At 64.7% G+C, this 24004-nt stretch carries 25 protein-coding genes; 11 read left to right on the plus strand and 14 right to left on the minus strand.

The window, feature by feature from the left end; genetic code table 11:
• Positions 1-2: 2 nt before the first annotated feature.
• Complete coding sequence (ubiA, locus tag NKI19_RS07790) at positions 3-986, plus strand: 4-hydroxybenzoate octaprenyltransferase (protein WP_352489751.1); 984 nt, start codon at positions 3-5, stop codon at positions 984-986.
• Here the strand turns inward: ubiA and NKI19_RS07795 are convergent, their stop codons facing one another.
• From NKI19_RS07795 to NKI19_RS07805, 3 genes are all read right to left on the minus strand, one after another.
• On the minus strand, positions 987-1553 hold the full coding sequence (locus NKI19_RS07795) for a DUF6101 family protein (protein WP_352489581.1): 567 nt from the start codon (positions 1551-1553) through the stop codon (positions 987-989).
• Between the two features lie 184 nt (positions 1554-1737).
• Positions 1738-3168 (minus strand): FAD-binding oxidoreductase, encoded by a 1431-nt coding sequence (locus NKI19_RS07800; protein ID WP_352489580.1) that lies wholly within the window; start codon positions 3166-3168, stop codon positions 1738-1740.
• 18 nt (positions 3169-3186) lie between these two features.
• On the minus strand, positions 3187-4173 hold the full coding sequence (locus NKI19_RS07805; protein WP_502899249.1) for an L-threonylcarbamoyladenylate synthase: 987 nt from the start codon (positions 4171-4173) through the stop codon (positions 3187-3189).
• Between the two features lie 153 nt (positions 4174-4326).
• On the opposite strand from NKI19_RS07805, the gene NKI19_RS07810 reads away from it, so the two are divergent.
• Positions 4327-4758 carry a hypothetical protein gene (locus tag NKI19_RS07810; protein WP_352489578.1) on the plus strand — a complete coding sequence of 144 codons (432 nt, stop codon included), beginning with the start codon at positions 4327-4329 and terminating at the stop codon, positions 4756-4758.
• Positions 4759-4829: 71 nt separating this feature from the next.
• On the opposite strand, the gene NKI19_RS07815 is transcribed toward NKI19_RS07810, so the two are convergent.
• The 5 genes from NKI19_RS07815 to NKI19_RS07835 all read right to left on the minus strand — a co-directional run bounded on the left by NKI19_RS07815 (position 4830) and on the right by NKI19_RS07835 (position 12028).
• Positions 4830-5159: an ATPase gene (locus NKI19_RS07815; RefSeq protein WP_352489577.1), complete on the minus strand. Its 330-nt coding sequence runs from the start codon at positions 5157-5159 to the stop codon at positions 4830-4832.
• Positions 5160-5268: 109 nt separating this feature from the next.
• Entirely contained in the window at positions 5269-7857 is a 2589-nt protein-coding gene (glyS, locus tag NKI19_RS07820; protein WP_352489576.1) for a glycine--tRNA ligase subunit beta, read from the minus strand.
• 447 nt (positions 7858-8304) lie between these two features.
• Positions 8305-9372, minus strand: coding sequence for a glycine--tRNA ligase subunit alpha (locus tag NKI19_RS07825; protein WP_352489575.1), 1068 nt, complete (start codon positions 9370-9372; stop codon positions 8305-8307).
• A 65-nt stretch (positions 9373-9437) separates the two neighbouring features.
• Entirely contained in the window at positions 9438-11213 is a 1776-nt protein-coding gene (locus NKI19_RS07830; RefSeq protein ID WP_352489750.1) for a tetratricopeptide repeat protein, read from the minus strand.
• Between the two features lie 209 nt (positions 11214-11422).
• Positions 11423-12028 carry a TetR/AcrR family transcriptional regulator gene (locus NKI19_RS07835; protein ID WP_352489574.1) on the minus strand — a complete coding sequence of 202 codons (606 nt, stop codon included), beginning with the start codon at positions 12026-12028 and terminating at the stop codon, positions 11423-11425.
• Positions 12029-12132: 104 nt separating this feature from the next.
• Between NKI19_RS07835 and NKI19_RS07840 the strand changes: the two genes are divergently transcribed.
• A complete protein-coding gene (locus NKI19_RS07840) occupies positions 12133-13569 on the plus strand; it encodes an MFS transporter (RefSeq protein WP_352489573.1) in 1437 nt (478 codons plus the stop codon).
• Positions 13570-13606: 37 nt separating this feature from the next.
• Here the strand turns inward: NKI19_RS07840 and NKI19_RS07845 are convergent, their stop codons facing one another.
• Positions 13607-14623 carry a polyprenyl synthetase family protein gene (locus tag NKI19_RS07845; protein WP_352489572.1) on the minus strand — a complete coding sequence of 339 codons (1017 nt, stop codon included), beginning with the start codon at positions 14621-14623 and terminating at the stop codon, positions 13607-13609.
• A 160-nt stretch (positions 14624-14783) separates the two neighbouring features.
• Between NKI19_RS07845 and NKI19_RS07850 the strand changes: the two genes are divergently transcribed.
• The 6 genes from NKI19_RS07850 (at position 14784) to moaB (ending at position 18478) form a co-directional block, all read left to right on the plus strand.
• Entirely contained in the window at positions 14784-15008 is a 225-nt protein-coding gene (locus NKI19_RS07850) for a putative signal transducing protein (RefSeq protein ID WP_023674082.1), read from the plus strand.
• Complete coding sequence (locus tag NKI19_RS07855) at positions 15008-15808, plus strand: tRNA1(Val) (adenine(37)-N6)-methyltransferase (RefSeq protein WP_352489571.1); 801 nt, start codon at positions 15008-15010, stop codon at positions 15806-15808. The genes NKI19_RS07850 and NKI19_RS07855 overlap by 1 nt, the downstream gene beginning before the upstream one ends.
• A gap of 87 nt (positions 15809-15895) precedes the next feature.
• Positions 15896-16753, plus strand: coding sequence for a S49 family peptidase (locus tag NKI19_RS07860; RefSeq protein ID WP_352489570.1), 858 nt, complete (start codon positions 15896-15898; stop codon positions 16751-16753).
• A gap of 81 nt (positions 16754-16834) precedes the next feature.
• Complete coding sequence (locus tag NKI19_RS07865; protein WP_292665400.1) at positions 16835-17020, plus strand: hypothetical protein; 186 nt, start codon at positions 16835-16837, stop codon at positions 17018-17020.
• A 26-nt stretch (positions 17021-17046) separates the two neighbouring features.
• Positions 17047-17949 (plus strand): 4-(cytidine 5'-diphospho)-2-C-methyl-D-erythritol kinase, encoded by a 903-nt coding sequence (locus tag NKI19_RS07870; RefSeq protein ID WP_352489569.1) that lies wholly within the window; start codon positions 17047-17049, stop codon positions 17947-17949.
• Complete coding sequence (gene moaB / locus NKI19_RS07875) at positions 17936-18478, plus strand: molybdenum cofactor biosynthesis protein B (RefSeq protein WP_352489568.1); 543 nt, start codon at positions 17936-17938, stop codon at positions 18476-18478. The genes NKI19_RS07870 and moaB overlap by 14 nt, the downstream gene beginning before the upstream one ends.
• Before the next feature lie 33 nt (positions 18479-18511).
• Here moaB and NKI19_RS07880 read toward each other — a convergent pair whose 3' ends face one another.
• Both NKI19_RS07880 and NKI19_RS07885 read right to left on the minus strand, forming a co-directional pair.
• Positions 18512-19486, minus strand: a complete 975-nt coding sequence (locus NKI19_RS07880; protein WP_352489567.1) for a phytanoyl-CoA dioxygenase family protein — start codon at positions 19484-19486, stop codon at positions 18512-18514.
• Positions 19487-19670: 184 nt separating this feature from the next.
• On the minus strand, positions 19671-20174 hold the full coding sequence (locus NKI19_RS07885; RefSeq protein ID WP_352489566.1) for a glycosyltransferase: 504 nt from the start codon (positions 20172-20174) through the stop codon (positions 19671-19673).
• A 151-nt stretch (positions 20175-20325) separates the two neighbouring features.
• Between NKI19_RS07885 and NKI19_RS07890 the strand changes: the two genes are divergently transcribed.
• Positions 20326-21480: a PA0069 family radical SAM protein gene (locus tag NKI19_RS07890; protein WP_254818651.1), complete on the plus strand. Its 1155-nt coding sequence runs from the start codon at positions 20326-20328 to the stop codon at positions 21478-21480.
• A gap of 166 nt (positions 21481-21646) precedes the next feature.
• Entirely contained in the window at positions 21647-22342 is a 696-nt protein-coding gene (gene rnhB / locus NKI19_RS07895; RefSeq protein ID WP_352489565.1) for a ribonuclease HII, read from the plus strand.
• 251 nt (positions 22343-22593) lie between these two features.
• Here the strand turns inward: rnhB and NKI19_RS07900 are convergent, their stop codons facing one another.
• From NKI19_RS07900 to NKI19_RS07910, 3 genes are all read right to left on the minus strand, one after another.
• Entirely contained in the window at positions 22594-23085 is a 492-nt protein-coding gene (locus tag NKI19_RS07900; protein ID WP_023674071.1) for a F0F1 ATP synthase subunit B, read from the minus strand.
• A gap of 10 nt (positions 23086-23095) precedes the next feature.
• Positions 23096-23677 carry a F0F1 ATP synthase subunit B gene (locus NKI19_RS07905; protein ID WP_352489564.1) on the minus strand — a complete coding sequence of 194 codons (582 nt, stop codon included), beginning with the start codon at positions 23675-23677 and terminating at the stop codon, positions 23096-23098.
• 81 nt (positions 23678-23758) lie between these two features.
• Positions 23759-23983 carry a F0F1 ATP synthase subunit C gene (locus NKI19_RS07910; protein ID WP_006206606.1) on the minus strand — a complete coding sequence of 75 codons (225 nt, stop codon included), beginning with the start codon at positions 23981-23983 and terminating at the stop codon, positions 23759-23761.
• Positions 23984-24004 lie beyond the last annotated feature (21 nt).

A 24004-nucleotide genomic window follows, 5' to 3' on the forward strand; every position in this document is an offset into this window, starting at 1 on the left:
AAATGGAAACCGTCCAGTCGAAAGCGGCCCAGGGCCGCGTCGCCGATGCGCCGAGCGGCCACTGGGTCTATCGCGCGCTGCCGCGGGGGCTGTGGCCATATGCGCAGCTTGCCCGGTGGGACCGGCCGATCGGCTGGCAATTGCTGCTGTGGCCATGCTGGTGGTCGGCTGCCCTTGCCGCGAGCGCCTATCCGCGTCCGACGGATCCGCTGCTCTCGCTGCTGCCGTCGCCGTGGTATCTGCTGCTGTTTTTTCTCGGTGCGTTCGCCATGCGCGGTGCCGGCTGCACCTACAATGATTTGGTCGACGAGGACATCGACAACCAGGTGGAACGCACACGCTCGCGGCCGCTGCCGGCCGGCAAGGTTACGCGCCGGCAGGCCTGGATGTTTGTTGTCGTGCAGGCTCTGGTCGGCCTTGCCGTGCTTTTGCAGTTCAACAGCTTCGCCATCTCGCTCGGCATCGGCTCGCTGGTCATCGTCGCCGTCTACCCATTCATGAAGCGGTACACCAATTGGCCGCAACTCGTTCTCGGCCTTGCCTTTTCCTGGGGAGCGCTGATGGGATGGGCGGTCGAGTTCGGCGATCTCGATGGACCGGCAATCATGCTCTACATCGGCTCGATCCTGTGGGTGATCGGCTATGACACGATCTATGCGCATCAGGACAAGGAAGACGACGCCATCGTTGGCGTGCGCTCGACGGCGCGCCTGTTCGGCGACAACACCAAAGCCTGGCTGGCCGGGCTTTATGGCGGAGCGCTGGTCTGCTTCGCCATTGCTTTCGCCTCGGCACAGGCACCGGTACCGGCGCTCGCCGGGCTGATCGCCGCCGGCGCGCATATGGCACGGCAGACCGCCGTGCTCGACATCGATGATCCGGACCAGTGCCTAAGGCTGTTCAGATCGAACAACCAGGTCGGCTGGCTGATCTTCCTCGGCCTGATCGGCGGCGCGGCTTGGGTGGCGCTGAAGCCGCTGGTTTAGCTACTCCCGCGAAATGAGCTCCTCGCCGCCGACGACCAGCCTGAGGCCGAGGTCGCCGGCGCGGCGGCGGGCGAGGAAGCGCGGGCGGCGCATGGTCGAGACGCGGCCCTTGCGGCGGTCCTGCGCCGGGAGCGCCTTGATGGCAGCGCCAAGCGATTCTTCCAGGGTGCGGGCAATGCCGTCGGCCTCGATCAGCAGCATCGGCAGGCGGTAGGAATCGGCCCAGGCGCGCCAGTCGGCGGCGACGTCGTCGAGATCGTCGGCGACCAGCAGCGGCACCGACAGCATCGGGTCGTTGTGCAGAAGCTCAAGCGTCACTGTGACATTGCCATCTGGATCCTCCATGGCGCGGGCGGCGACGCCGCGAAACGCGTTGGCGGGCAGAGCGATGATCGCCGGCACGCCGCTCATCTCCAGCGTGCGGCGGATAACCGCGCCGCGCTGGTCGATGGTGAAGGTGACGTCGCCATAGTCGTCGCGCGTGGCGTAGCTCACCACCTGCGGCAGGCGGAATGGGTCGAGACGCATATTGCGGCCGGCCCAGACTGGCTTCAGTCCAGTGTTCATATCGTGCCTTTCCTGTTTCTCCTGAGAGCCGGTGTTTCCGGTTCTCCGGGCCGGTTTTCCCAGCCTCGTTGTGGAGAAACATTAGCGCGAGCTTCTTATCCTCGCGCTTAAGAAAGTCGGTTAAATTTTGCTGATCCGGGGCGGATGGTTATCGGAATGCCAACCGGCGCTGCCGGCGAAAGGATCAGATAACCTTACCCGGATTCATGATGCCGGCCGGGTCGAAGGCGGCCTTCACCCTGCGCATCAGCTCGATCGCCATCGGCGGCGCCGTCGCGATCAATTCGTCGCGCTTCAACTGGCCGATGCCGTGCTCGGCCGAGATCGAGCCGTGAAACGAGCGCACGACGTCGTGCACGGCCTTGTTCATGACGTGGTAAAGGCCGAGAAACGCCTCGTCATCGCCGTCGACCGGCCGGGAGATGTTGTAGTGCAGGTTGCCGTCGCCCATGTGGCCGAAGCAGACGACGCGTGCGCCGGGACTGACCGATTGCACGGCGCCGGCGGCCTTTTCGATGAAGGGCGGGATCGACGCCACCGGCACCGAGATGTCGTGCTTGATCGAGGCACCTTCCGGCTTCTGCGCCTCGGGCAGCACCTCGCGGAAATTCCAGAATGCATCGCCCTGGGCCATGCTTGCCGCGATCACCGCATCGCCGACGATCCCTTGCTCGAGGCCTGCCTCCAGCACCTCTTCGATCAGCGCCCGTGCATCCTCGGCCGAGCGGCCCGACGAGATCTGCATCAGCACATACCACGGCCAATCGCCGGCCAGCGGCCGCACCACGCCTTGTGCGTGGGCAAGCGTGAAGGCGTAGGGCCTTTGGCCGATCAGCTCGAAGGCGGTGAGCGCTGCCCCTGCACGGTCCATCGCCAGGCTGAACAGCGACAGTGCCGCCTCCGGCGATGACAGGCCGGCAAACGCCACCTCGCGCCCCTTGGGCTTGGGGAAAAGCTTGAGCACGGCGGCGGTGATGATGCCGAGCGTGCCTTCCGCGCCGACGAACAGGTCCTTCAGATCATAACCGGTATTGTCCTTTTTCAGCTTGCGCAGATCGTCGAACACTTCGCCGGTCGGCAGCACCACTTCGACGCCGAGGCAGAGCTCGCGCGCATTGCCGTAGGCAAGCACGCCGGTGCCGCCCGCGTTGGAGGAGAGGTTGCCGCCGATCTGGCAGGAGCCTTGCGCGGCAAGCGACAGCGGAAACAGCCGGTCGGCGGCATCGGCCGCTTCCTGCAGCGTCTGCAGGATGACGCCGCTTTCGACCGTCACCGTGTTGGACAGTGTATCGATCTCGCGGATGCGGTTCAGCCGCGACAGCGACAGCACGATCTCGCGGCCGGATGCGTCCGGCACCTGGGCGCCAACCAGCCCGGTGTTGCCGCTTTGCGGCACGATGGGCGTGCCGGTTTCGGTCGCCAGCCGCATGATGCGGCTGACCTCCTCGACGCTGCCCGGCCTCAGCACCAGGGCCGTCCTGCCGTGCCAAAGTCCGCGCCGCTCGGTAAGGTAAGGCGCGATGTCCTGCTGGTCGCGCAGCGCATATTTGTCACCGACGATTGCCGCAAAGCGCGCGACGACGGCGGGGTCGAGGTCGGGGGAAATGTCGTTCATGGGTGGAAACTATGGTGCTCAATCCATCTTGTCACGCGGGGCGATCTTGTCACGCGGGGCGGCGGCGCGCGAAAGCCTGTCGTTGATCGCCTCGCCCAGCCCGTCGAACGGGATCGGCTCGACGGCGATGGTTTTGGCGCCGCTGCGATCGAGATCCTGCAGATGAGCGAAGAGATTGCTTGCTGCCTCGCGCACGTCGCCGGTCTGCGACAAATTGCGCAGTGCGGCTGCATCGCGCCAGCCTTCGGCACGGCTGCGGCCGAAGGCCAGCAAGGCTTCGCCCGGTGCGACCTCCGCAGCATTGAGCCGCACCGCCGCACCTGGTGCATAGTGCGAGGCAAGCATGCCGGGCGCCTCGATGACCGAAGCGCCGCGCAGCAACTTCACCCCGGCGACCGCTTCGATCTCTTCGGCGGCAATGCCGCCCGGCCGCAGCAGCCGCAGCTTTCCAGCTTCGACCTTGACGATGGTCGATTCCAGCCCGACCGGCGTCGCGCCGCCATCGACCACAAGCTTGATCCTGGGACCGAGGTCGGCGGCCACGGCTTCCGCCGTCGTGGCGCTGATCCTGCCCGAGGAATTGGCGCTGGGCGCCGCAAGAGCGCGGCCGAACCTGGCGATCAGCTCGCCGCCAAAGCCTTTCGGCATGCGCAGCGCGATGGTGTCCAGCCCTGCGGTGACCAGCGGATGAATGCCGTTGCCGGGCCGTTGCGGCAGCACCAGCGTCAGCGGCCCCGGCCAGAATGCCTGCGCCAATCTTTCCGACAGCGGATCGAACAGCGCGATGCGCCCGGCCATAGCCGGATCGGCTATATGGGCGATCAGCGGGTTGAAGCGAGGTCGGCCCTTGGCTTCGAAGATACGAGCCACGGCAACGCCATTGGTCGCGTCGCCGGCCAGCCCATAGACGGTCTCGGTCGGGATGGCGACGACATCGCCGCTCTCGAGCAGCGCCAACGCCCTTTCCATCGCCTCGCCGACGGCACGAATTTCAGCCACTGTCATCACCTCACGGATGCGGCTGCCTAATACGGCGACGCCGGGCGAGCAAGCCCGGCGTTGGCGAATCGCAAGTCGTTAAAATGCTATGTTTCCCCGCAAGCCGGCATCAATTGCCCTCGGCTAAAGGTGCTGTCTTGTTGGGCAAGGGGAATTGTCATGCTTTCGATGCGTATCTTTGGAGCGCTGGGTCTGGCGTTTATGGCCGGCACGGCACAGGCCTCGTCGCTCGTTATTCTCGGGCAGACGACGGCGACGCCGTCGGTGGTAAGTGCCAGCGCGGTCGAGCGCGCGAAAACACCGTCGATCGTCGCGCTCGGCGAGAAGTTGCCCAACGTCAATGAAACCGTCACCGATGAAAAGGTCGCGGCCATCCCGAGCCAGCCGAGTCATGGCTTCACCGCAAGCCCGATGATCATTCGCGGCGGTATCGTCGGCGATGCCTTTGCAACGCCCGCCCCCAAAGCCGCGCCGGCCACCGCTGCCGCGCCGGCCGCGAACAGCAAAGCCGACCCAAAGGTCGCCAGCAAAACTCCCGAGCCCGCAGCGCCGCAGCCTACACCGCTAGCAGCTCCCGACCAGCCCAAATAGGGCCTGAGCGCCGGAAACCAGGGCCGCGCGAGTGCGCCGCCCTGGTTCATGGACTGAAGCGCAGTGAAGTCTCAGGCTGCTTCTTCTTCGTCCGTATCGTCGGCGTCGTCCGATTCTTCGTCGTCAGCGTCTTTTTCGCCGGCGGCGCTTTCGGCCTTCACGCTGTCCTCGTCGTCTTCCTCGTCATGTTCGTCTTCGTCTTCTTCTTCGTCGTCGGAGAGGGTAGCCGACTTATCATCTTCAGCAGCTTCCTCGTCGGTGTCTTCGTCGTCGCCGTCCTCGTCATCCGACAGATCGGCAGCCTCGACCACAACGGCAGCGGCCTCGTCGAGCGTCGTTTCGGAGGTGGGTTCAAGCGTCTTGGTCTCTTCTGTCACTTCGATGTCGTGAGCGGAATTCATTGGAGCCTCCGTAGGGTTTGGGAACATGTCCCTTTTGCCACGCTGAGATCATCGGCATATGACGGTAAGCCGGCTCGAATGGCCGGCAGCGACGATTTTTTCGCGAATGTCAGCCGGCTATCTTCGAGAAGTCCGCGACCCGGTCGGTCGCCGCGCGGATGCGGGCGAGTAATGCCAGGCGATTGGCGCGCACCGCCTGGTCCTCATCGTTTACGAGGACTTTCTCAAAGAATGAATCAACCGGCTCGCGCAACACGCTAAGCGCCAGCATGGCGGCGGAAAAGTCTTCGTTTTGAATTGCTTCGCCGGCTTGCCTCTCGGCCTGATTCACCGCCGCGAACAGTATTTTTTCTGCGTCCTCCCGGAATAGAGCCGGCTCAACATGGTCGGCGATCGTCGTTTTCTTCTTCTCCTCGGCGGAGAGAATGTTGGCGGCACGCTTGGTGCCGGCAAGCAGGTTCCTGCCGTCCTCGGTGTCAAGGAATGAGCCGAGCGCTTCGACGCGGCGGACGATTTGCAGCAGATCGTCGTTCTGCGAAGCCCCCTCATCCGGCCGCTTCGCGGCCACCTTCTCCCCGAGGGGAGAAGAGGTCGCCAACGCCGGTGCCAGCTTTTTCTCCCCAGCGGGGAGAAGGTGGCCCGCAGGGCCGGATGAGGGGGCAGCGCCACCCGCCAGCACCGCGTCAATCAAATCGTGCCGTGCACCCTGGTCGCGGAGATAGACTTTGAGGCGGTCGTGGAAGAAGGCGAGGAGGTCCTTGATCTCTTGCTGCTGCCTTTCTCCGGAACGCTCAAAGGAGTTGTTTGAGATTGCGGAATCGCGTTCGATGACGAGATCGGTAAGCGAATCCCCGCCGAGTTGCTGCTCTAGCTCCGCAGCAATTTCGAACTGCCGGTCGAGTTTGGGATCGCGTATGTGATCTGCAATATCTTCGGACGCGACATTGGCCACAGATTTTAGGGACAACCTAATCCCGTTCTCAATCAGTATCCTCGTTACCCCCAGCGCCGCTCTTCTCAGCGCATAGGGATCTTTCGATCCGGTCGGCTTTTCATCGATTGCCCAGAATCCAACCAGCGTATCCAGCTTGTCGGCGAGCGCCACGGCCACCGAAACCGGATCGGTGGGAACACGATCTGACGGTCCCTGCGGCTTGTAGTGTTCCTCGATCGCGGCGGCGACGGAAGGATGCTCGCCCTGCAGCAGCGCGTATTTGCGGCCCATGGCGCCTTGCAGTTCCGGGAACTCGCCGACCACCTCCGTGGTGAGATCGGCCTTGGCGAGCACGGCAGCGCGGCGGGCGAGCGCGGGAATCTCCCCCCTCGAGGGGGAGATGTCGCCGAAGGCGACAGAGGGGGTCGTCTCGCGTGGAGCGCCAACTTCCTCTTGCTTCGAAACGTCAGGTCGCGTCGCGGCAGCCGAGGCGACCCCCTCTGGCCTGCCGGCCATCTCCCCCTCAAGGGGGGAGATCGACTGCGCCACGATTGGTGCCAGTTCTTCGGCCAACCGCGCAATCCGCTCCACCCGCTCGCCTTGCGTGCCGAGCTTGGCGTGGAAGGTGACGCCGAGGTGGTCGAGGCGGGCCATGCGCTGGTCGAGTGGCTTGCTCAACTCAAGCCCGAACTTTTCCGCCGATGCCTGCAGCTGGTCGAGATCCGGCAGGTCGCCCTGGTCGGTCTTCCAGAAATAGAGCGCGTCGGACAGGCGCGCGCGCACCACCTTGCCGTTGCCGTGGGCGATCTCCTTGCCGCCATCCTTGGCCTCGATATTGGCGGTCAGGATGAAGCGGTTGGAGAGCTCTTCGCCCGCGCCGTGCGGCCGCGTCACAAAACACTTCTGGTTGGCGCGGATGGTGAGCCGGATCACCTCGGCCGGAATGGCCAGAAAAGCCTGCTCGAATTCGCCCATCAGCACGACGGGCCATTCGACCAGGCCCGATACTTCCTCCAGCAGCCCCTCGTCCTCGACGAGGTCGAGCCCGCTGGCGAAGGCGAGGTTCCTGGCATCGGCAAGAATGATCTCCTTGCGCCTGTCGGCATCGAGCACGACCTTGGCCGCCTCAAGCTTCGCGACATAATCGTCGAAGCGGCGCACCGTGATGGCGCCCGGCGCATGAAAACGGTGGCCGTAGGTGACGTTGCCGGAGCGGATGCCGTCGATCTCGAAATCGACCACCACCGGCTCCTCGGTTTCGGGGCCGAAGGTGCACAGGATCGATTGCAGCGGCCGCACCCAGCGCAGCGAGCCGGGCTTGGCCGAAGCCGGCCCCCAGCGCATCGATTTCGGCCAGGGAAAGTTGCGGATGATGCCCGGCACCAGCTCGGCGATGATCTGCTCTGCCGGCCTGCCCGGCCTGGAAATATGGGCGACATAGAAGTCGCCCTTCTTCGGATCGGAATGAACATGCGCCTCCCCAATCGAGGCAAGGCCGGCCTTGCGCAGAAAACCTTGCACCGCCTGCTCGGGCGCCTTGGTCGAGGGGCCCTTGATCTCCTCACTGATGTCCTTCGAGCGGGCGGTCAGGCCGCGAATGTCGAGCGTCAGCCGGCGCGGCGTCCAATATTCGCGCGCAGCCTCATAGGTCAGCCCGGCTTCGACCAGACCGTCGGTCAGCAGCTTCCTGAGATCGCCGGCCGCCTTGCGCTGCATGCGCGCGGGGATTTCCTCGGAACGAAGTTCTAGAAGCAGGTCAGGCATTGAAAGAGCTCACGCGACAAAAAACAGCCGCCGCTTGGCGGCGTCCTCCCCGATCGAGGGGGAGGTAAGCGGGGCATAGCAACTCGGCCGGCCGCTGTCACCCTTCCCAGCAAGATCGGGCCAGCACGATCAATGCGTCCAACGGCGATTTCCGAAAAAATTCAGCCGCCTGTCGGACACGCGCCGGTCCGCCCGTCCTTGGATCAAAGATTTCCATGAACCCAACGCAGCGCTGAAGCGGCCAACGCTCAGGCAGAGAGCTATTGGCTGAACGAGCATGAAAACGGCATCGACATTCCTGCAGATCCTCGCGCTAAGCGCCTGTTTTGCAGCGCAGGCCCATGGCACGTTCACGATGCCGGGGGTCAGGCAAGCGCTGCGGACAATAGCGGGTGCAAGCGGCCAAGGCACGTTGCCAATCAGCGCCCCTGTCGAAATCGCCTGGAGCTAAGCCGCCATTCCACCCGCCTGCGTCAGCAGAAACGCCTCGCCGCAGGCCTTGGCCAGATTGCGAACCCGCAAGATGTAGCTCTGGCGCTCAGTGACCGAAATCACACCTCGGGCGTCGAGCAGGTTGAAGACGTGGCTGGCCTTGATGCACTGATCGTAGGCGGGGAAGACCAGGCGGTGGTATCCCTCCCGCTTGAGGGGAGGGTGGCCAGACAAAGTCTGGCCGGGAGGGGTCGCTCGTGCAGTGCTCGACGCCTGGCTTGTGGTGCCTTCTGAGGCGACCCCCTCTGCCCGCTTCGCGGGCATCTCCCCCTCAAGGGGGGAGATAGGCGCGCCGGCTTCGAGCAGCGCCTTGCACTCGGCTTCGGCGTCTTCGAAATGGCGCAGCAACATCGCGGTGTTGGCGAATTCGAAATTGTGGCGCGAATATTCCTGCTCGGCCTGCAGGAAAACGTCGCCATAGGTCACCTTGTCGGCGCCTTCGCGGCCGTTGAAGTTGAGGTCGTAGACGTTGTCGACGCCCTGCACATACATGGCCAGCCGTTCCAGCCCGTAAGTGAGCTCGCCCGCCACCGGGGCGCATTCGATGCCGCAGACCTGCTGGAAATAGGTGAACTGTGACACCTCCATGCCGTCGCACCAGCACTCCCAGCCCAGCCCCCAGGCGCCCAGCGTCGGGCTTTCCCAGTCGTCCTCAACGAAGCGGATGTCATGCAGCAGCGGATCGATGCCGATCGCGGCCAGCGAGCCGAGGTAAAGCTCCTGCAGATTGGGCGGATTGGGCTTCAGGATCACCTGGTATTGGTAATAGTGCTGCAGCCGGTTCGGGTTCTCGCCATAGCGGCCGTCCTTGGGGCGGCGCGAGGGCTGGACGTAAGCCGCGTTCCAGCGTTTTGGGCCGAGGGCGCGCAACGTCGTTGCCGGATGGAAGGTGCCGGCGCCGACTTCCATGTCGTAAGGCTGGAGGACGACGCAGCCATAGTCCGCCCAGTAATTATGCAAGGTCAGGATCAGCCCCTGGAACGAGCGGCTGGGATGCATGTGGGCAGGGATATCAACGGTCACGGCGGCCTCCGGCGGGATGCGGCACCTCGTAGAGTGCCGCTCCGCGACCGTCAAGGCGACGCCCGTCACCCCTTCGGCGCGGGCGCCGGCACGGGCTTCACGTTGGGGGTTTCCTGCGCCGTGTTGGACTCGATCGGCGGCAGGCCCTTCATCAGCTTTTGCTGCAAGGCGGCAAGCACGTCCGGGTCCGGCTTCAGGTCGCGGGCCTGGTTCCACTGGAAGGTGGCTTCCAGCTTGCGGCCAACGCGCCAGTAGGCGTCGCCGAGGTGATCGTTGAGCACCGGATCCTCCGGCTTCAACGAAACGGCCCGTTCCATTTCGCGCACCGCGTCGTCGAACTGGCCAAGGCGGTAATAGGCCCAGCCCAGCGAGTCGACGATGTAGCCGTCGCTCGGCCTCAGGTCGACGGCCTTCTGGATCATCGCGAGGCCTTCCTTGAGGTTCATGTTCTTGTCGACCCAGGAATAGCCGAGATAGTTCAGAACCTGAGGCTGGTCGGGGTAGAGCTCCAGCGCCTTGCGGAAATTCGGCTCGGCCTTCGGCCATTCCTTCAGCCGCTCATAGGCGATGCCGCGCTGGTAGAAGATGTTCCAGTTGGCGGCGGTCGGCGTCTTCAGCACCTCGACCGCCTTGTCGTAAAGATTGGCGGCGGAGCGGAAATCCTCCTTCGAGGAATAGACGCCGCCGAGCGCCAGATAGGCGCGCATGTCGTCGGGATGCGCATCGACGATTGCCTTGAGGTGGGTGATCGCCTCGTCGTTGCGGTCGAGATCGGCAAGGTTGAGGCCAAGCTGCAGGTCCGAAAGCTCCTTCAGCGGCGAGGCGGCGGGAATGCGGCGATAGAGCGCGATGGCGCCCTCGCCGTCCTTCAACTGCTCGGCAACGGCGGCAAGCTGAACGAGCGCCGCGTCATTGTCGGGCCGCAGCGCCAGCGCATATTGCAGATAAAGCCGCACGAACGGCTCGCCGCCGCCGCGGTTGAGCGCGGTGGCGAGATCGAGCAGGATTTCCGAGGCGCCGTCCGACGGACCGGCAACGAATGGTTCGATCTTTTCGCCCTTGTTGATCCTGTCGCGAAGGGCTGCAATCTCGACCTTGCCGGGCGCAAACGCCTCGGCCTTGTCGAGCACCGACAGTGCCTTGGCCTTGTCGCCTTTGCGGGCGAGGAAAGAGGCGTAGGCCTGCGCGTTGCGGATCCATGTTTCGGGGGCCGCACTGCCTGCCGCCGTGTCCTGCACGGTGGCGGTGTAGAGCGCATCCGCCCTGTCGGGCAGGTCCGAGGCGTCGGCAATCAAGGCGCGGTGGAACGACTTGAACAGGCTGAACCAGTCGGGGCCCTGCAGCTTGTCGATGGAAGCCATGGCCTCGCCGGCGTCACCCGCACCCTGCTTGGCCCAGCCGGTCATGACGCCGGAGATCAGGCGGTCGAGATCGGATTCGAGCGACAGCTTGAGCCAGTATTCGGCCTTGGAGAAATCCTTCTTGTGGAAGGAATCGACGGCCAGCGCCAGGCGCGAGAAGCGCTCGACGTCGGGAACCGCCTTGAGCTTGTCGGCATAGACCAGGGATTCATCGAAACGCCCCTGCGCGATCAGCGACAGCATCAGACTCTGCTGCAGTCCCGTATCGTTCGGATCGAAGGCAAGCGCCTGCTTATAATAGGAGATCGCGCTGTCGAGGTCGTTGTCGCCTTCGGCGATCCTGGCGGCAAGATAGGCCCCCGAGAAGGACGTGATCCTGACCGGCTCGGCGGTCTGTTTGGCATGCGCCGGCAAAGCCGAGATCGCCATGCCCGTCGCGATTGCCAGCCCCGTCAGCCAGCGCGCATATCCTTGCCGCATCATATCCCTTTCAGCCAAGCGCCATCTCCGCGTCAGCGGGATCGCCGTAGACTCGATCTTTACAGGTAAAGCATGGCCTTTTTGGGGTCGTGCTTCAACCCGGCCCGAATTCACAATCGGGTCAAGCAATTAATAAACCATGCCGAAAGAGGTCGCACGACCGCATTGCGACAATCCGGCAATGGGAGACCGGCGTCACGGCCCCGAACTCAGGACGTTTGCGAAAGGCTTGCATCGAGCGCCTGCATGGCAACGGTGACAAGATCGTGCAGCCGCTTTTTCGGCACGCCGTCGCGTGCCTGCACCGAAAGGCCGTGCATCAGCGTGGCATAATAGTCACCCAGCGTCTCGGCGTTGGTGTCCGGCTTCAATTCGCCATCGCGAACCGCTTGCTTCAACCGCTCGATGATCGATGCGGTGCGCGCCAGCCGGTGCTCCGCCAGCCATTGCAGCACGGCGTCATTTTCGACGGCGCAATTGGTGGCGGCCGTCACCACCATGCAGCCCTGCGGCCGTCCCGGCCTGGTATAGATTTCGACGGCGTCGCGAAGCATGCGCTCGATGACGCGCCGGACGTTTGGTTCTTGCTCCAGCGCCCGCGTGGCGAAGCCGCCCTCATTGGCTTCGTAAAGCGCCACCGCTTCGCGAAACAGGTCCTCCTTCGAGCCGAAGGCGGCATAAATGCGCGCCGATGCGAGGCCAAGCGCCGATACGAGATCGGCCATCGAAGTGCCCTCGTAGCCGCGCCTCCAGAAAGCGTCGCGGGCTTTCTCCAAGGCATGGTCGCGATCGAACTCCCTTGGCCTGCCTGCCATGGCGGTCTCCAATTTTTGTCGATCAACAAATAATCCGCTTGACTTCGGATTGCAAATCTCAATTCTTTGTCGATCATTAAATAATTATCGACAAGGAGTCCCACATGAGTTCACTGGATCAAGGCGCGCCGCTCGGGGCAATGGCAGCGCAAGGAGCAAGCAGAGCGAAACATGGCGCAACGCTGGCGCTCCTCGCCTTCGCGCAGCTCATCATCTCGCTCGACCTCAACATCGTCTTCGTGGCGCTGCCGGAGATCGGCGCCGGCCTCGGATTTTCCGGCCAGACCCTGCAGTGGGTGGTCAGCGCCTACACCGTGTTCACCGGCGGCTTCCTGCTGTTCGGCGGCCGGGCCGCCGACCTGATCGGCCAGCGCCGCGTCTTCATCTTCGCGCTCTGGCTCTACGCGCTCTCATCTCTGGTCGGCGGCCTCGCCTGGTCGCCGGAAATCATCATTGCGGCCCGCACCGTGCAAGGCATCGGCGCCGCGTTCCTGTTTCCGGCGACGCTGTCACTGATCAACCGCCTGTTCGCCGAAGGGCCGGAACGCAACCGGGCGCTCGCCGTCTGGGGTGGCGCAGGCGCCAGCGGCCTCACGCTCGGTTCGCTTGCCGGCGGGTTTCTGACCAGCGCCTTCGGCTGGCCGTCGGTCTTCTACGTCAACGTGCTGTTGGCCGGGATCGCCATCATCGCGGCTTTCGCCATCATCCCGCGCGATCGCAAGCGGCACGAGCACCGCAGCTTCGATCTTCCGGGCGCACTGACCGTCACCGCCGGCGCGACGCTGCTTGTCTTCACCCTGGTTCAGGGGCCCGAATATGGCTGGGGATCGACCGCAATCATCGTCAGCGCGGCACTGGCCGCATTCTTCCTGATCGCCTTCACCGTGATCGAGGCGACGAGCGCCGACCCGCTGATGCCGCTGCGCCTGTTCCACAACCGCAGCCTCGTCGCCGGCATGACGATCACCTTCCTCTACATGGCCACTTTCGGAGCGCTGCCCTACTTCCTCACCGTGCTGCTGCAGAACGTGCACGGCTTCACTGCCTTGCAGACGGGCCTCGCCTTTCTCGTGCCGTCGGTCGCCATCGCCACCGGCACGCAAGCCGGCGAGCGTCTGGCGACGCGCTTTTCGACGCGCAGCACGCTGGTCGGCGGCATGATCGTCGGCGCGGTAGGCACAGCATTGATGGTATCAGGCGCGACCGCAGAGAGCAGCTATCTGTCCCTCGTACCCGGCCTGATCGTCTCCGGCGTCGGACAAGGCATCGTCTGGACCGCAATGTGGATTGCCGCCGCTTCCGGCGTTGCCCATGACCAGCAAGGCGTCGCCTCGGGGATGGCTTCGACGACGCTCAATGTCGGCAACGCCATCGGCATGGCCGTGCTGATTGCGATTGCGAACAACCAAATCGGCGAACTGTCCGGCGGTGCCTTGAAAATCGCCGTCGCCGACGGCATCCGCGTCGCCTTCTGGCTCGCGGCGGCGGGCATCGTCGTCAGCCTGCTCGCAGCAATGGTGCTTCCGGCAAAGGCGCGATGAGAACGGCCCCTCCCCGGTGTCGCGGCGCCGACGCCTCTCAGTTCACCCGGCTGATGCAGAAATCGATGACGTCGATCAGCGCCGATTTCTGCGGCGTCGCCTCGAGCGGCGCCAGCGCGTCGCGGGCGATTTCGCCGAAATGGCGGGCGCGCCCAATGGTGTCGGCAATCGCGCCGTGGCGGAGCATCAGGCCGATGGCCTTTTCCAGCCCGGCATCGTCGGCAGCATTGTCCTCGATGGCGCGTTTCCAGAAGCTACGCTCGGCCTTGGTGCCGCGCCGATAGGCAAGAATCACCGGCAGCGTCACCTTGCCCTCGCGGAAATCGTCGCCGACATTCTTGCCGAGATCCTTGCTGGTGCCGCCATAATCCAGCGCGTCATCGATCAGCTGGAAGGCAAGGCCGAGATTCATGCCGTAGGAGCGGAGTGCTGCGCGGTCGTTGCGCGTCGCCAGCGCGATGACCGGGCCGACTTCGGCGGCGGCTGAGAACAGCGCCGCGGTCTTGGCCTTGATCACCGCGAAATGCTCGTCTTCGGTGGTCTCGAGGTTTTTGGCGGCGGCCAGCTGCATCACCTCGCCTTCGGCGATCACCGAGGCCGCACTCGACAGGATGTCGAGCGCCTCCAGCGAGCCGACATCGACCATCATGCGAAAGGCTTGGCCGAGCAGGAAATCGCCGACCAGAACACTGGCCTGGTTACCCCAGATCATGCGCGCCGTCTTCTTGCCGCGCCGCATGCCGCTTTCGTCGACAACGTCGTCGTGGAGAAGTGTCGCCGTGTGCATGAATTCGACCGATGTGGCGAGCTTGACATGGCCGTCGCCGGAATAGCCGAACATCTGGGCGGCGGCGAGCGTCAGCATCGGCCGCAACCGTTTGCCGCCGGACGAGATCAGATGGTTGGCAATCTCCGGGATCATCTCGACATCGGAGCCGGCCTTCGACAGGATCAATTTGTTGACGCGCCCCATATCGGCAGCAGTCAGGTCGATGAGGTCCTTGATCGAGGCGGCTTCGCGCTTCCCGTTTTCAATGTTGAGAACGACACCCACGGCAAAACTCCCAACCTCGATATGCACGACGGCAACATGGTCCCTGGACAGACTCTAGGGTGTCACCCACCGGCGCGGCAAGAGGCGAATTGGCGCGCCGGCTCTGGTACATGATCACGCCTACGTTTACATCAACGCCGCAAACTGCGAGTTTCATCCGATGATAGAGCTCATCCGCACCAACGACGCCGTCATCATTTCGTTTGTCGAATCGCTGATGCGCGATGCCGGCATCGGCTGTTTCGTCGCCGACCAGAACATGAGCGTGCTCGACGGCTCGATCGGCATCCTGCCCCGCCGTGTCATGGTGGACGCCGACAAGGCCGATGCGGCACGGCGCATCCTGACGGATGCCGGCATCGCCAACGAGATCCGCCAAAAATAATGTCCGCGTCGCCCGCTGCCCTTGTTCCGGACATGCCGGCTCATACGGTCGATGCCTTTCATCGCGGTCGCTTCTGGCTGGTGCAGCCGAGAAAGGCGGGCCACCGCGCCGGCATGGATGCGATGATGCTGGCGGCTGCGGTGCCGTCCTCGTTCGCCGGGCGGCTTACCGACTTTGGCGCGGGCGCCGGTGCCGCCGGCCTGGCGGTACTGTCGCGCTGCCCCGGTGCCGAGGCCGTGCTTGTCGAGCGTTCCCCGGAAATGGCGGCCTTCGCCACCACCACGCTTGCCCATCCCGGTAATGCGCATCTCAGCGACCGTGCCTCGGTGCTCGTCGCCGATGTCGCGCTGTCGGGCCGGGCGCGAACGGCCGCCGGCCTCGAGGACAACAGCTTCGATTTCGTTATCATGAACCCGCCGTTCAATGCCGCCGTGGATCGCGCGACGCCCGATCCGCTGAGAAAGGCCGCGCATGTCTCGGAGGACGGGCTTTTCGACAGCTGGATCCGCAGCGCGGCCGCGGTGGTCAGACCGGGCGGCGGGCTCGCCGTCATCGCCCGGCCGGAACAGCTCGGCGCCATCCTCGATGCCATTGCCGGCCGCTTCGGCGACGCCGAGGTGCTGGCCGTCCACCCTCGCCCCGAAGCGGCAGCGATCCGCATCGTCGTGCGGGCAGCACTCGGCGCACGCGGCAAACTGTCGATCCAGCCGCCGCTGATGCTGCATGCCTACTCGGGCAATAGTTCTTCGGAGCGGGCAGAGCTGATCAATAACGGGCTGGCGTCGCTGTTCGGAGACTGATCCATCTTGATTGCCGCGGTGACGGCATTGCCGTTGGCCGGCGAATTCCTACATGCCTCAAGCAAATCGACCGGAGACAGCCCCCTCGTGAAACGCCTTTTCAACCGCCTGCTGCCGAAATCCTGGCGCTCCGCCGTCGTCACCATTCCGGTCGTCCGGCTGCACGGCACCATCATGCCCGGCGGCGGCCAGTTCCGGCCCAGCCTGTCGCTGGCGTCGACCGCCGGTCTTCTCGAAAAGCTGTTTTCCTTCGACGCGCCGGCAGTCGCCATCTCGATCAATTCGCCAGGTGGCTCGCCGGTGCAGTCGCGGCTGATCTTCAGGCGCATCCGCGACCTGGCGAGCGAGAAGAACAAGAAGGTCCTGGTTTTCGTCGAGGACGTGGCGGCATCGGGCGGCTACATGATCGCGGTCGCCGGCGACGAGATCTTTGCCGACCCGTCCTCCATCGTCGGTTCGATCGGCGTGGTGTCGGCCTCGTTCGGCTTTCCGGAGCTGTTGAAGAAGATCGGCGTCGAGCGTCGCGTCCACACCGCCGGCCAGAACAAGGCGGTGCTCGACCCGTTCAAGCCGGAAAAGAAGGAAGACGTCGAGCGCCTGAAGGCGCTGCAGCTCGAGGTCCACGAGACTTTCATCGATCTCGTCAAGGAAAGGCGCGGCAGCAAGCTGAAGGACGATCCCGACCTGTTCACCGGACTTTTCTGGACAGCCAAGAAGGGGCTCGAGCTCGGGCTGGTCGATGCGCTCGGCGACATGCGCAGCGTGCTGAAGAGCCGTTTCGGGCCGAAGACCCAGCTCAAGCTGATCACCGCGCCGCGCGGCCTGTTCGGCCGCTTCGGCCTGTTCGGCTCGAGCTTTTGGGCGCCCGATATCGCCGCCGCCGCGGCAAGCGGCGTCATCGATGCGGCGGAAGAGCGCGCGCTGTGGGCGCGCTTCGGGCTTTGAAAAGCCGGTGAAAACGTCTAGCATAAATCATCAACCGACCCGACCGGCCGCCTTGCCGGCCTTGCGAGGGAGGAGTTTGACATGCCGCAGATCATTTTCTTCGCCGTCGTCGGCATTGCCGCCTATTTCGGCTACCGCTCCTTCGTCAGGGAAGCCGAGCGGGTGACCGCCAAGGTACGTCGGGCCGAAAAGCAGACGGCCAACGGCACGATGGGAACATTGGTCAAGGATCCGAAGACCGGCGAATACCGTCTGGCCAAGGATTGACCGTCGTCCTCCTCGCGGCCGAGCCAATGAATTCCGGGGCCAGCATTCGGGCGTCGCATGCGCACGCCAAGATAAATCTCGCGCTGCACGTCACCGGCCGGCGCGCCGACGGTTATCACACGATCGAAAGCCTGGCTGTGTTCACGCGCTTTGGCGACCGCATCGAGACGGAACTTGCCGACAGCGATGGGTTTTCGGTGTCCGGCAAATACGCCTCCGCAGTACCAGCCGACGACGGCAATCTGGTCGTGAAAGCGCGCGACGCGCTACGGCGCGAGGCCGGTCTCCAGCAGGCGCCGGCTGTCGCCATCAGGCTCGAAAAGAACCTGCCGGTCGCGTCCGGCGTCGGCGGCGGATCGAGCGACGCGGCGGCGGTGCTGCGCGCCCTGGTCCAGACCTGGGGACTTGATGTCGGCGATGCCGAACTGGCGCGGATCGGCCTGTCGCTCGGCGCCGACGTGCCGATGTGCCTCGCCGCCAGGCCGCTGATCGCCCGTGGCATCGGTGACGAGCTGACGCTCGTGCCGGGTTTCCCGGCGCTGGGTCTGGTGCTCGTCAATCCCGGCACTGCCGTCTCGACGGCCGACGTGTTCGAGGCGCTTGGCCGCCGCGACAATGCGGGGCTGCCGCCGCTGCCGCGCAACCTAGACTTCCACGGCATCCGCGACTGGCTGGAGATCACCCGCAACGATCTCGAGCCTGCGGCGCGAGCAATCCAGCCCGCCATTGGCAAGGCGCTTTCCGTGCTGAACAAGGCCGGAGCCGGTTTTGCCAGGATGTCGGGTTCCGGCGCCACCTGCTTCGGCCTGTTCGAGACCGGCAATGTGGCCAAGCGCGCGGCCGTCGATATCCGCGGCCGCCATCCTGACTGGTTTGTCGCAGCGACGCGAAGCGTGACATCGGAGGCTGATGCCCATGGCCAGGATTGACGAGAGCCGCCCCTTCGTTCCCGTGCGCATCGCGGTACTGACCGTTTCCGATACGCGCAGCCTCGCCGATGACAAATCCGGGCAGACGCTGGCCGACCGCATTGCCGAGGCGGGCCATGTCCTGGCCGCCCGCGACATCGTCACCGACGATCGCGACAAGATCCGCGACAAGGTCCTGGGTTGGTCGAGGGACGAAGCGATCGATGTCGTCATCACCACCGGCGGCACCGGCTTCACCGGCCGCGACGTGACGCCGGAAGCGCTGGAGCCGATCTTCGAAAAGCGCATGGACGGCTTTTCCGAAGTGTTCCACCGCATCTCCTACGATAAGATCGGCACTTCGACGATCCAGAGCCGGGCAACTGGCGGCGTCGTCAACGCCACCTTCGTCTTCGTGCTGCCGGGCTCGCCCGGCGCCTGCAAGGACGCCTGGGACGGCATCTTGAAGCCGCAGCTCGACTATCGGCACATGCCCTGCAACTTCGTCGAGATCATGCCGCGCCTGGACGAGCATTTGCGCCGCGGCTGAGACGGAGCGAGGCGTCAGCCGGGCGATCCCGCCTCAGCGAATGACCGGCTCGCCGTGAAACCGGCGGCGCGACGGCGGTGACACGCCGAAGCCGACTTCCATCATGAGCCGCGGCGTGCGCGTCGGCACGGTGCCCATATGGAAGCCGAACGGGTCCTCGACAAAGCCGAGACCGGCCTGCCCGGTCAGCGTGACCGGGCTCTGCTCGCCATAGACGCCCAGCACCTCTTCCGCCGAATGGCCGACCAGAAGCGTCAGCTGGTGCTTCAGGATGCGGCGGTTGTGGGAGCCGCGGACATAGACATGCGGCCCGGTGTCGGCGTCGACCGGCACCAGGTAGAAAAAGAACTTCAGCATGCGCCAGTCGTCGAGGTCGAAATGGTATTTGCCGAGCGAGGCCATGTTCTTGTCGGCGTCCGAGACGCCACCGGTCGGAAAGCTCCACCAGATGCGGGTGGTGATCAGCTTGGCCTGGCTGCCGAGATAGTGCGCTGCGATATCGAGAAGCAGCGGATCGCGCTGCACGGCGACCGCAGCGTTGCAGTCGAGGACCCGTTCGAAGTAGTGACCGCTGAGCAGCGGGCGGCCGAAGTGCTTTTCGGCATCTGCGTGTTTTTCCGGCAGGAATTCCAGCCGGCGGTCGAAATTGCCGAAGCATGGCGTGCGCTCGGCGAAGCGGGCAATCTCCTCATGGATGGCGGCTGGCAGCATCAGGCCCGAATAGAGCCCCTCCGTCCGCAGCGCGCCGACGACGGCATCGCGATCGACGCCGGCGAACATCGTTTCACCGACATTGCGCGCCGGCGGAACGGGCTTCGCACCACGCCAGTGCAGGCGTCGCGCCGGCATGGTGCGGGCCAGCATGAACATCGGCAGCCATGCCGGATTCTCGCGAAGGTCGGAAAGATAGGTCGGGATGCGGGCGGCGATGCGGCGCAGCGTACCGCCGTTGCGTGCGATCGCCTCGAGGCTTGCAGCGCCGGACTTGTCAGGGCTTGAAAGGGTCATCGGGGTCCTCAAAATGTCGGGGGAACAGCATCGACGACAGTCGTCGTCACCGCTCCGGCACACCCCAAACCCATTCGCCCGTATCGCTGGGAATGGTAACCCCCGGGCAGATTTTGTGCAATGCACAATAAACGGCGACCCGCCAGAAAATTTGCTTGAGCCCCTGAACCGTCACGGTAAGCCGTCACTTCCGCGGAGCGACCCAGATCTCGGCCTGGAGCCTCCTGGTCGCCAGGCCGCGGGCGATCGCTTCGGCGCTGCGGGCGTTCTTCGACAGCGCCGCGGCCTGACGCTTGCTGATCACCAGGCCTTCGGCGAGAGCGCGATTTCCGGCAAAGACGCGCGACAGGAACGGCGCGCGGCTGCCGCGTGCCCGCGAGAACCGCGCCGCCATGGTTTGCCTGGCGGTATGGGCGACGACCTCGTCGATCCAGCCCTCCCCCAGCCGCGCGCCCGGTTCCAGCAAAAGCAGCCAGTCGCCCTTGGCCTGCCTGATGCCGGCACCGATGCCGCCGCTGACATAGTGGCAGCCGGCATGTTCGGCGACGCGGTGCGTCTGATCGGTCGAGCCGGTGTCGCAGACGAGAACGTCGCGCACCACGCCTTCGACCGCGCCGCCGATCAGCGAGGCGAGCGTGCGGGCAAGGCCCTCCTCGTCATTCAGGGTTTCGATCAGGACGCTGAGCATGTTTAGCCGAATAGCGGAAAGCAGTGGGCAGCGCCAGTTTTTGCCGCGCACCGCAAGAAAGTTCTTGCTTTGTTCTCATCGATACGATAGGAATACATTCATGAGCAGAGCGATTCGACAGCGGGCGGACAGTCCCTGGGAAAGGGCCAAAATGGAACAGATCGTGCGTGCCGACATTGCCGCTTTCGGCGCTGGCAGGGCCGAGATGGCGAATGCGATGATCGAGCAGAGCGGCATGCGCGTCCGCCCGGACCGCAATCGCGGCAGGTCGGCTGGCATCAATCCGTCCGGCCGTTTCGAGCCGGTCAGCCGGCATGTGTTCGACGATGGCTGGAATTCGCTGGAGGAGCTGCCGCCGTTCAAGACCGAGGTACAGGTCGAGAAGCCGCGCACCATCATCACCCGCAACGAATCGCCCGATATCTCCTTCGACCGCTCGATCAATCCCTATCGCGGCTGCGAACATGGCTGCGTCTATTGTTTCGCGCGGCCGACGCACAGCTTCATGGGCCTGTCGCCGGGGCTGGATTTCGAATCGAAGCTGTTTGCCAAGCCGGATGCGGCGCGGCTGCTCGACAAGGAATTGTCCAGGGATAATTACCAGCCGCGCACCATCGCCATCGGCACCAACACCGACCCGTACCAGCCGATCGAGAAACAATACCGGATCATGCGCGAGATCCTCGAAGTGCTAGAGGCGCGCGGGCATCCGGTCGGCATCGTCACCAAGTCGGCGCTGGTGACACGCGATATCGACATTCTGTCACGCATGGCCGAACGCGGGCTGGCCAAGGTGGCATTGTCGGTGACGACGCTCGACCGCATGCTGGCGCGCACCATGGAGCCACGCGCGTCGACGCCGACCAAGCGGCTGGAGGCGATCAGGCAGCTTTCGGACGCCGGCATTCCGGCCTCGGTGATGGTCGCGCCGATCATCCCCGGACTGACCGACCCGGAGATGGAGCGCATCCTCGATTCGGCGCAGGCTGCGGGTGCGCGCGAGGCCGGTTATGTGCTGCTACGCCTGCCGCTGGAGGTCGCGCCGATCTTCAAGGACTGGCTGCTGCGCCACTATCCCGACCGCTATCGCCACGTCATGTCGCTGATCCGTTCGATGCGCGACGGCAAGGACTACGATTCGGAATGGGGCAAGCGCATGAAAGGCTCCGGCCCCTATGCCTGGCAGATCGGCCGGCGCTTCGAGATCGCCGCCAAACGGCTCGGCCTCAATGCCGAGCGGCGCTCGCTCAGGACCGACCAGTTCGTCCCGGCTGCCAAGGCAACAGAGCAGCTGATGTTGCTGTGACAAAGCGTCTCGCGCCAGCCGCTCGAAGCGGCCGGCAACAGGCGAAAAATCCCGTCCGGCCTGTCCTGTCCCCGGGCTTGCAGACGGTAGCCCCTCCTGGTCCGGTGCCCCGCCCGACCCGGAGGGACTTGCGGAGAATCGGAGCCGATGCGAACCTCGCCGCACCATGGCTCGCCCGCGTTCCGATTCTCCGCTTCTCTTCGAAATCGTCGAGAAACCCGACTTCTCGTTCGAGACGAAGGCGATGACTGAGGGCCTGTGGCCGGTGGCGGGAACGGACGAGGCCGGCCGCGGCCCGCTCGCCGGGCCGGTCGTGGCGGCAGCGGTGGTGCTCGATCCCGCCAACATCCCCGACGGCCTCGACGATTCCAAGCGGCTGACGCATTTGCAGCGTGAGGCGCTGTTCCTGAAAATCCTCGGCTCCGCACTCGCCGTATCGATGGCCTCGGTCAGCGCCGAAGGCATTGATGCCTCCAACATCCTCAAGGCCAGCCTGGAGGCGATGCGCCGTGCCGTGGCCGGCCTGTCGATCCGGCCGAAGCTGGCGCTGGCCGACGGCCGCGACGTGCCGCCCGGCCTGCCCTGCGAGGGCAAAGCCCTGATCAAGGGCGACCAGCGCTCGCAGTCGATCGCCGCAGCCTCGATCGTCGCCAAGGTGTTGCGCGACCGCATGATGTGCGGCTGCGGCAGCCATCATGCGCGTTACGGCTTCGAACTGCATATGGGCTACGCCACTGTGCGCCATCGGACGGCGATCGATCTGCACGGGCCAGTGGCACGGCTACACCGCGCCTCCTTCGCGCCGTTCCGGTTCGGCGGCATCGAGGTGCTTGAGGAAGAGGGTTTTTCGGACCTGGATTGAGCGATCCGGCCAGGCGTTATCTCCCCCCTCGAGGGGGAGATGTCGCCGAAGGCGACAGAGGGGGTCGGTACGTCCTGGCGCGACACCATGTTGAACGACAGAAAAGGCTGGCGCTCCACGCGCGGCGACCCCCTCTGGCCTGCCGGCCATCTCCCCCTCGAGGGGGGAGATTACGCGCTCTGCCGCTTTCGCTAACAAAAAAGCCGCCAGGTTGCCCAAGCGGCTTTCCATGAATTTCCCGACGAAGTAGCTTAATTCAGCTTCGACTTCAAATCCTGCAGCGAGGCGTTGAACAGGTCGGCGCCGGCCTTGGCGTCGATCTTGCCGGCCAGCAGCGCGCGCGCGGCTTCGACCGCGATGTCGACGGCGCTGGCGCGCACTTCGCCGATTGCTTCGCGCTCGGCCTGGCCGATCTTCTGCTCGGCCAAGGCGGTACGCCGGGCGACATAGTCCTCGGTCTTCTTGTGCGCCTCGGCGGCAAGCATGTCGGCTTCGCGCTTGGCGGCGGCGACGATGGCCGCGGCCTCCTGCTCGGCTTCCTTGCGCTTGCGCTGGTATTGGCCGAGCAGTTGCTGGGCCTCTTCGCGCAACCGGCGCGCCTCCTCGAGCTCGGAGCTGATCTTGTCGGCACGCGCATCGAGCGCCTTGGCGATCATGCCCGGCACCTTGATGTAGATGGCAATGCCGAGGAAGATTACGAGGGCAACCGTTGCCCAAAGCGTCGCGAGAGATGTGGCGTCCATGATGCGCTCCTCACCCGGCCACGGATTTGACCGCGGCCGCGATTTCGGCCTTGCTGGCCTTGCCGCCGACAAGCGCCTCGACGATGGCCGAAGCGGTGTCCTCGGCGATGGTGCCGACTTCCTTCATGGCATTGGCCTTGATGGAAGATATGCGCGCCTCGGCCTCGCCAAGCTTCTGGTCAAGCGCTGCCTCGATCGTCTTGCGGGCAGCTTCGGCGTCCGCCTTGGCCGCATCGTTGGCCTGCTGGCCGATCGCGTTGGCCTTGCCCTTGGCTTCCGCCAATTCCTGCTCATAGGCGGCAACGGCGGCATCGGCCTCGCTTTTCAGCCGGGCAGCATGATCGAGATCCTGCGTGATGCGGTCGTTGCGAACGTCGATGATGCCGCCGACGCGCGGCATCACTACCCGTTTCAAGAAGAGGTAGAACAGCCCGAAAGTGATTGCCAGCCACAGCAGCTGTGACGGGTACGTCGCCGGATTGAATGGCGGGAACGTGCCATGCGCCTCGGCAGGCACGCCGGTGGCGGCGTGCGTTTCGCCTTCCGTTGCGGCGGGCGCGGACTCTTGCGCAAAGGCAGATGTCACGAACATGGACTATCCCCGAAATTCAGACCCGCCGCAGGATCGCGGCCGGCCTGTTCAATTCTTCCCAATGTTCAGCCGAACAAGTATTCAGCCGAACAGGGCGAGAAGCGCGATGAGAAGCGAGAAAATACCAAGCGCTTCGGTCACGGCGAAGCCGAAAATCAGGCGGCCGAACTGGCCGTCGGCGGCCGACGGGTTGCGCAGCGCGCCCGCCAGATAGCTGCCGAAGATGTTGCCGAGGCCAATGCCCGCGCCGCCCATGCCGAGGCATGCGATGCCGGCGCCGATGTACTTTGCTGCTTCTGCGTCCATTTATTCAACTCCTTTGGATCT

The organism is Mesorhizobium sp. M0751, assembly GCF_040320265.1.
Classification (GTDB): Bacteria; Pseudomonadota; Alphaproteobacteria; order Rhizobiales; family Rhizobiaceae; genus Mesorhizobium.

Coding starts and splice junctions, on each gene's coding strand:
- ubiA (WP_352489751.1), top strand. CDS start 3: ATGGAAACCGTCCAGTCGAAAGCGGCCCAGGGCCGCGTCGCCGATGCG.
- NKI19_RS07795 (WP_352489581.1), bottom strand. CDS start 1,553: ATGAACACTGGACTGAAGCCAGTCTGGGCCGGCCGCAATATGCGTCTC.
- NKI19_RS07800 (WP_352489580.1), bottom strand. CDS start 3,168: ATGAACGACATTTCCCCCGACCTCGACCCCGCCGTCGTCGCGCGCTTT.
- NKI19_RS07805 (WP_502899249.1), bottom strand. CDS start 4,173: ATGACAGTGGCTGAAATTCGTGCCGTCGGCGAGGCGATGGAAAGGGCG.
- NKI19_RS07810 (WP_352489578.1), top strand. CDS start 4,327: ATGCTTTCGATGCGTATCTTTGGAGCGCTGGGTCTGGCGTTTATGGCC.
- NKI19_RS07815 (WP_352489577.1), bottom strand. CDS start 5,159: ATGAATTCCGCTCACGACATCGAAGTGACAGAAGAGACCAAGACGCTT.
- glyS (WP_352489576.1), bottom strand. CDS start 7,857: ATGCCTGACCTGCTTCTAGAACTTCGTTCCGAGGAAATCCCCGCGCGC.
- NKI19_RS07830 (WP_352489750.1), bottom strand. CDS start 11,213: ATGCGGCAAGGATATGCGCGCTGGCTGACGGGGCTGGCAATCGCGACG.
- NKI19_RS07835 (WP_352489574.1), bottom strand. CDS start 12,028: ATGGCAGGCAGGCCAAGGGAGTTCGATCGCGACCATGCCTTGGAGAAA.
- NKI19_RS07840 (WP_352489573.1), top strand. CDS start 12,133: ATGAGTTCACTGGATCAAGGCGCGCCGCTCGGGGCAATGGCAGCGCAA.
- NKI19_RS07850 (WP_023674082.1), top strand. CDS start 14,784: ATGATAGAGCTCATCCGCACCAACGACGCCGTCATCATTTCGTTTGTC.
- NKI19_RS07855 (WP_352489571.1), top strand. CDS start 15,008: ATGTCCGCGTCGCCCGCTGCCCTTGTTCCGGACATGCCGGCTCATACG.
- NKI19_RS07865 (WP_292665400.1), top strand. CDS start 16,835: ATGCCGCAGATCATTTTCTTCGCCGTCGTCGGCATTGCCGCCTATTTC.
- NKI19_RS07870 (WP_352489569.1), top strand. CDS start 17,047: ATGAATTCCGGGGCCAGCATTCGGGCGTCGCATGCGCACGCCAAGATA.
- moaB (WP_352489568.1), top strand. CDS start 17,936: ATGGCCAGGATTGACGAGAGCCGCCCCTTCGTTCCCGTGCGCATCGCG.
- NKI19_RS07880 (WP_352489567.1), bottom strand. CDS start 19,486: ATGACCCTTTCAAGCCCTGACAAGTCCGGCGCTGCAAGCCTCGAGGCG.
- NKI19_RS07885 (WP_352489566.1), bottom strand. CDS start 20,174: ATGCTCAGCGTCCTGATCGAAACCCTGAATGACGAGGAGGGCCTTGCC.
- NKI19_RS07890 (WP_254818651.1), top strand. CDS start 20,326: ATGGAACAGATCGTGCGTGCCGACATTGCCGCTTTCGGCGCTGGCAGG.
- rnhB (WP_352489565.1), top strand. CDS start 21,647: ATGGCTCGCCCGCGTTCCGATTCTCCGCTTCTCTTCGAAATCGTCGAG.
- NKI19_RS07900 (WP_023674071.1), bottom strand. CDS start 23,085: ATGGACGCCACATCTCTCGCGACGCTTTGGGCAACGGTTGCCCTCGTA.
- NKI19_RS07905 (WP_352489564.1), bottom strand. CDS start 23,677: ATGTTCGTGACATCTGCCTTTGCGCAAGAGTCCGCGCCCGCCGCAACG.
- NKI19_RS07910 (WP_006206606.1), bottom strand. CDS start 23,983: ATGGACGCAGAAGCAGCAAAGTACATCGGCGCCGGCATCGCATGCCTC.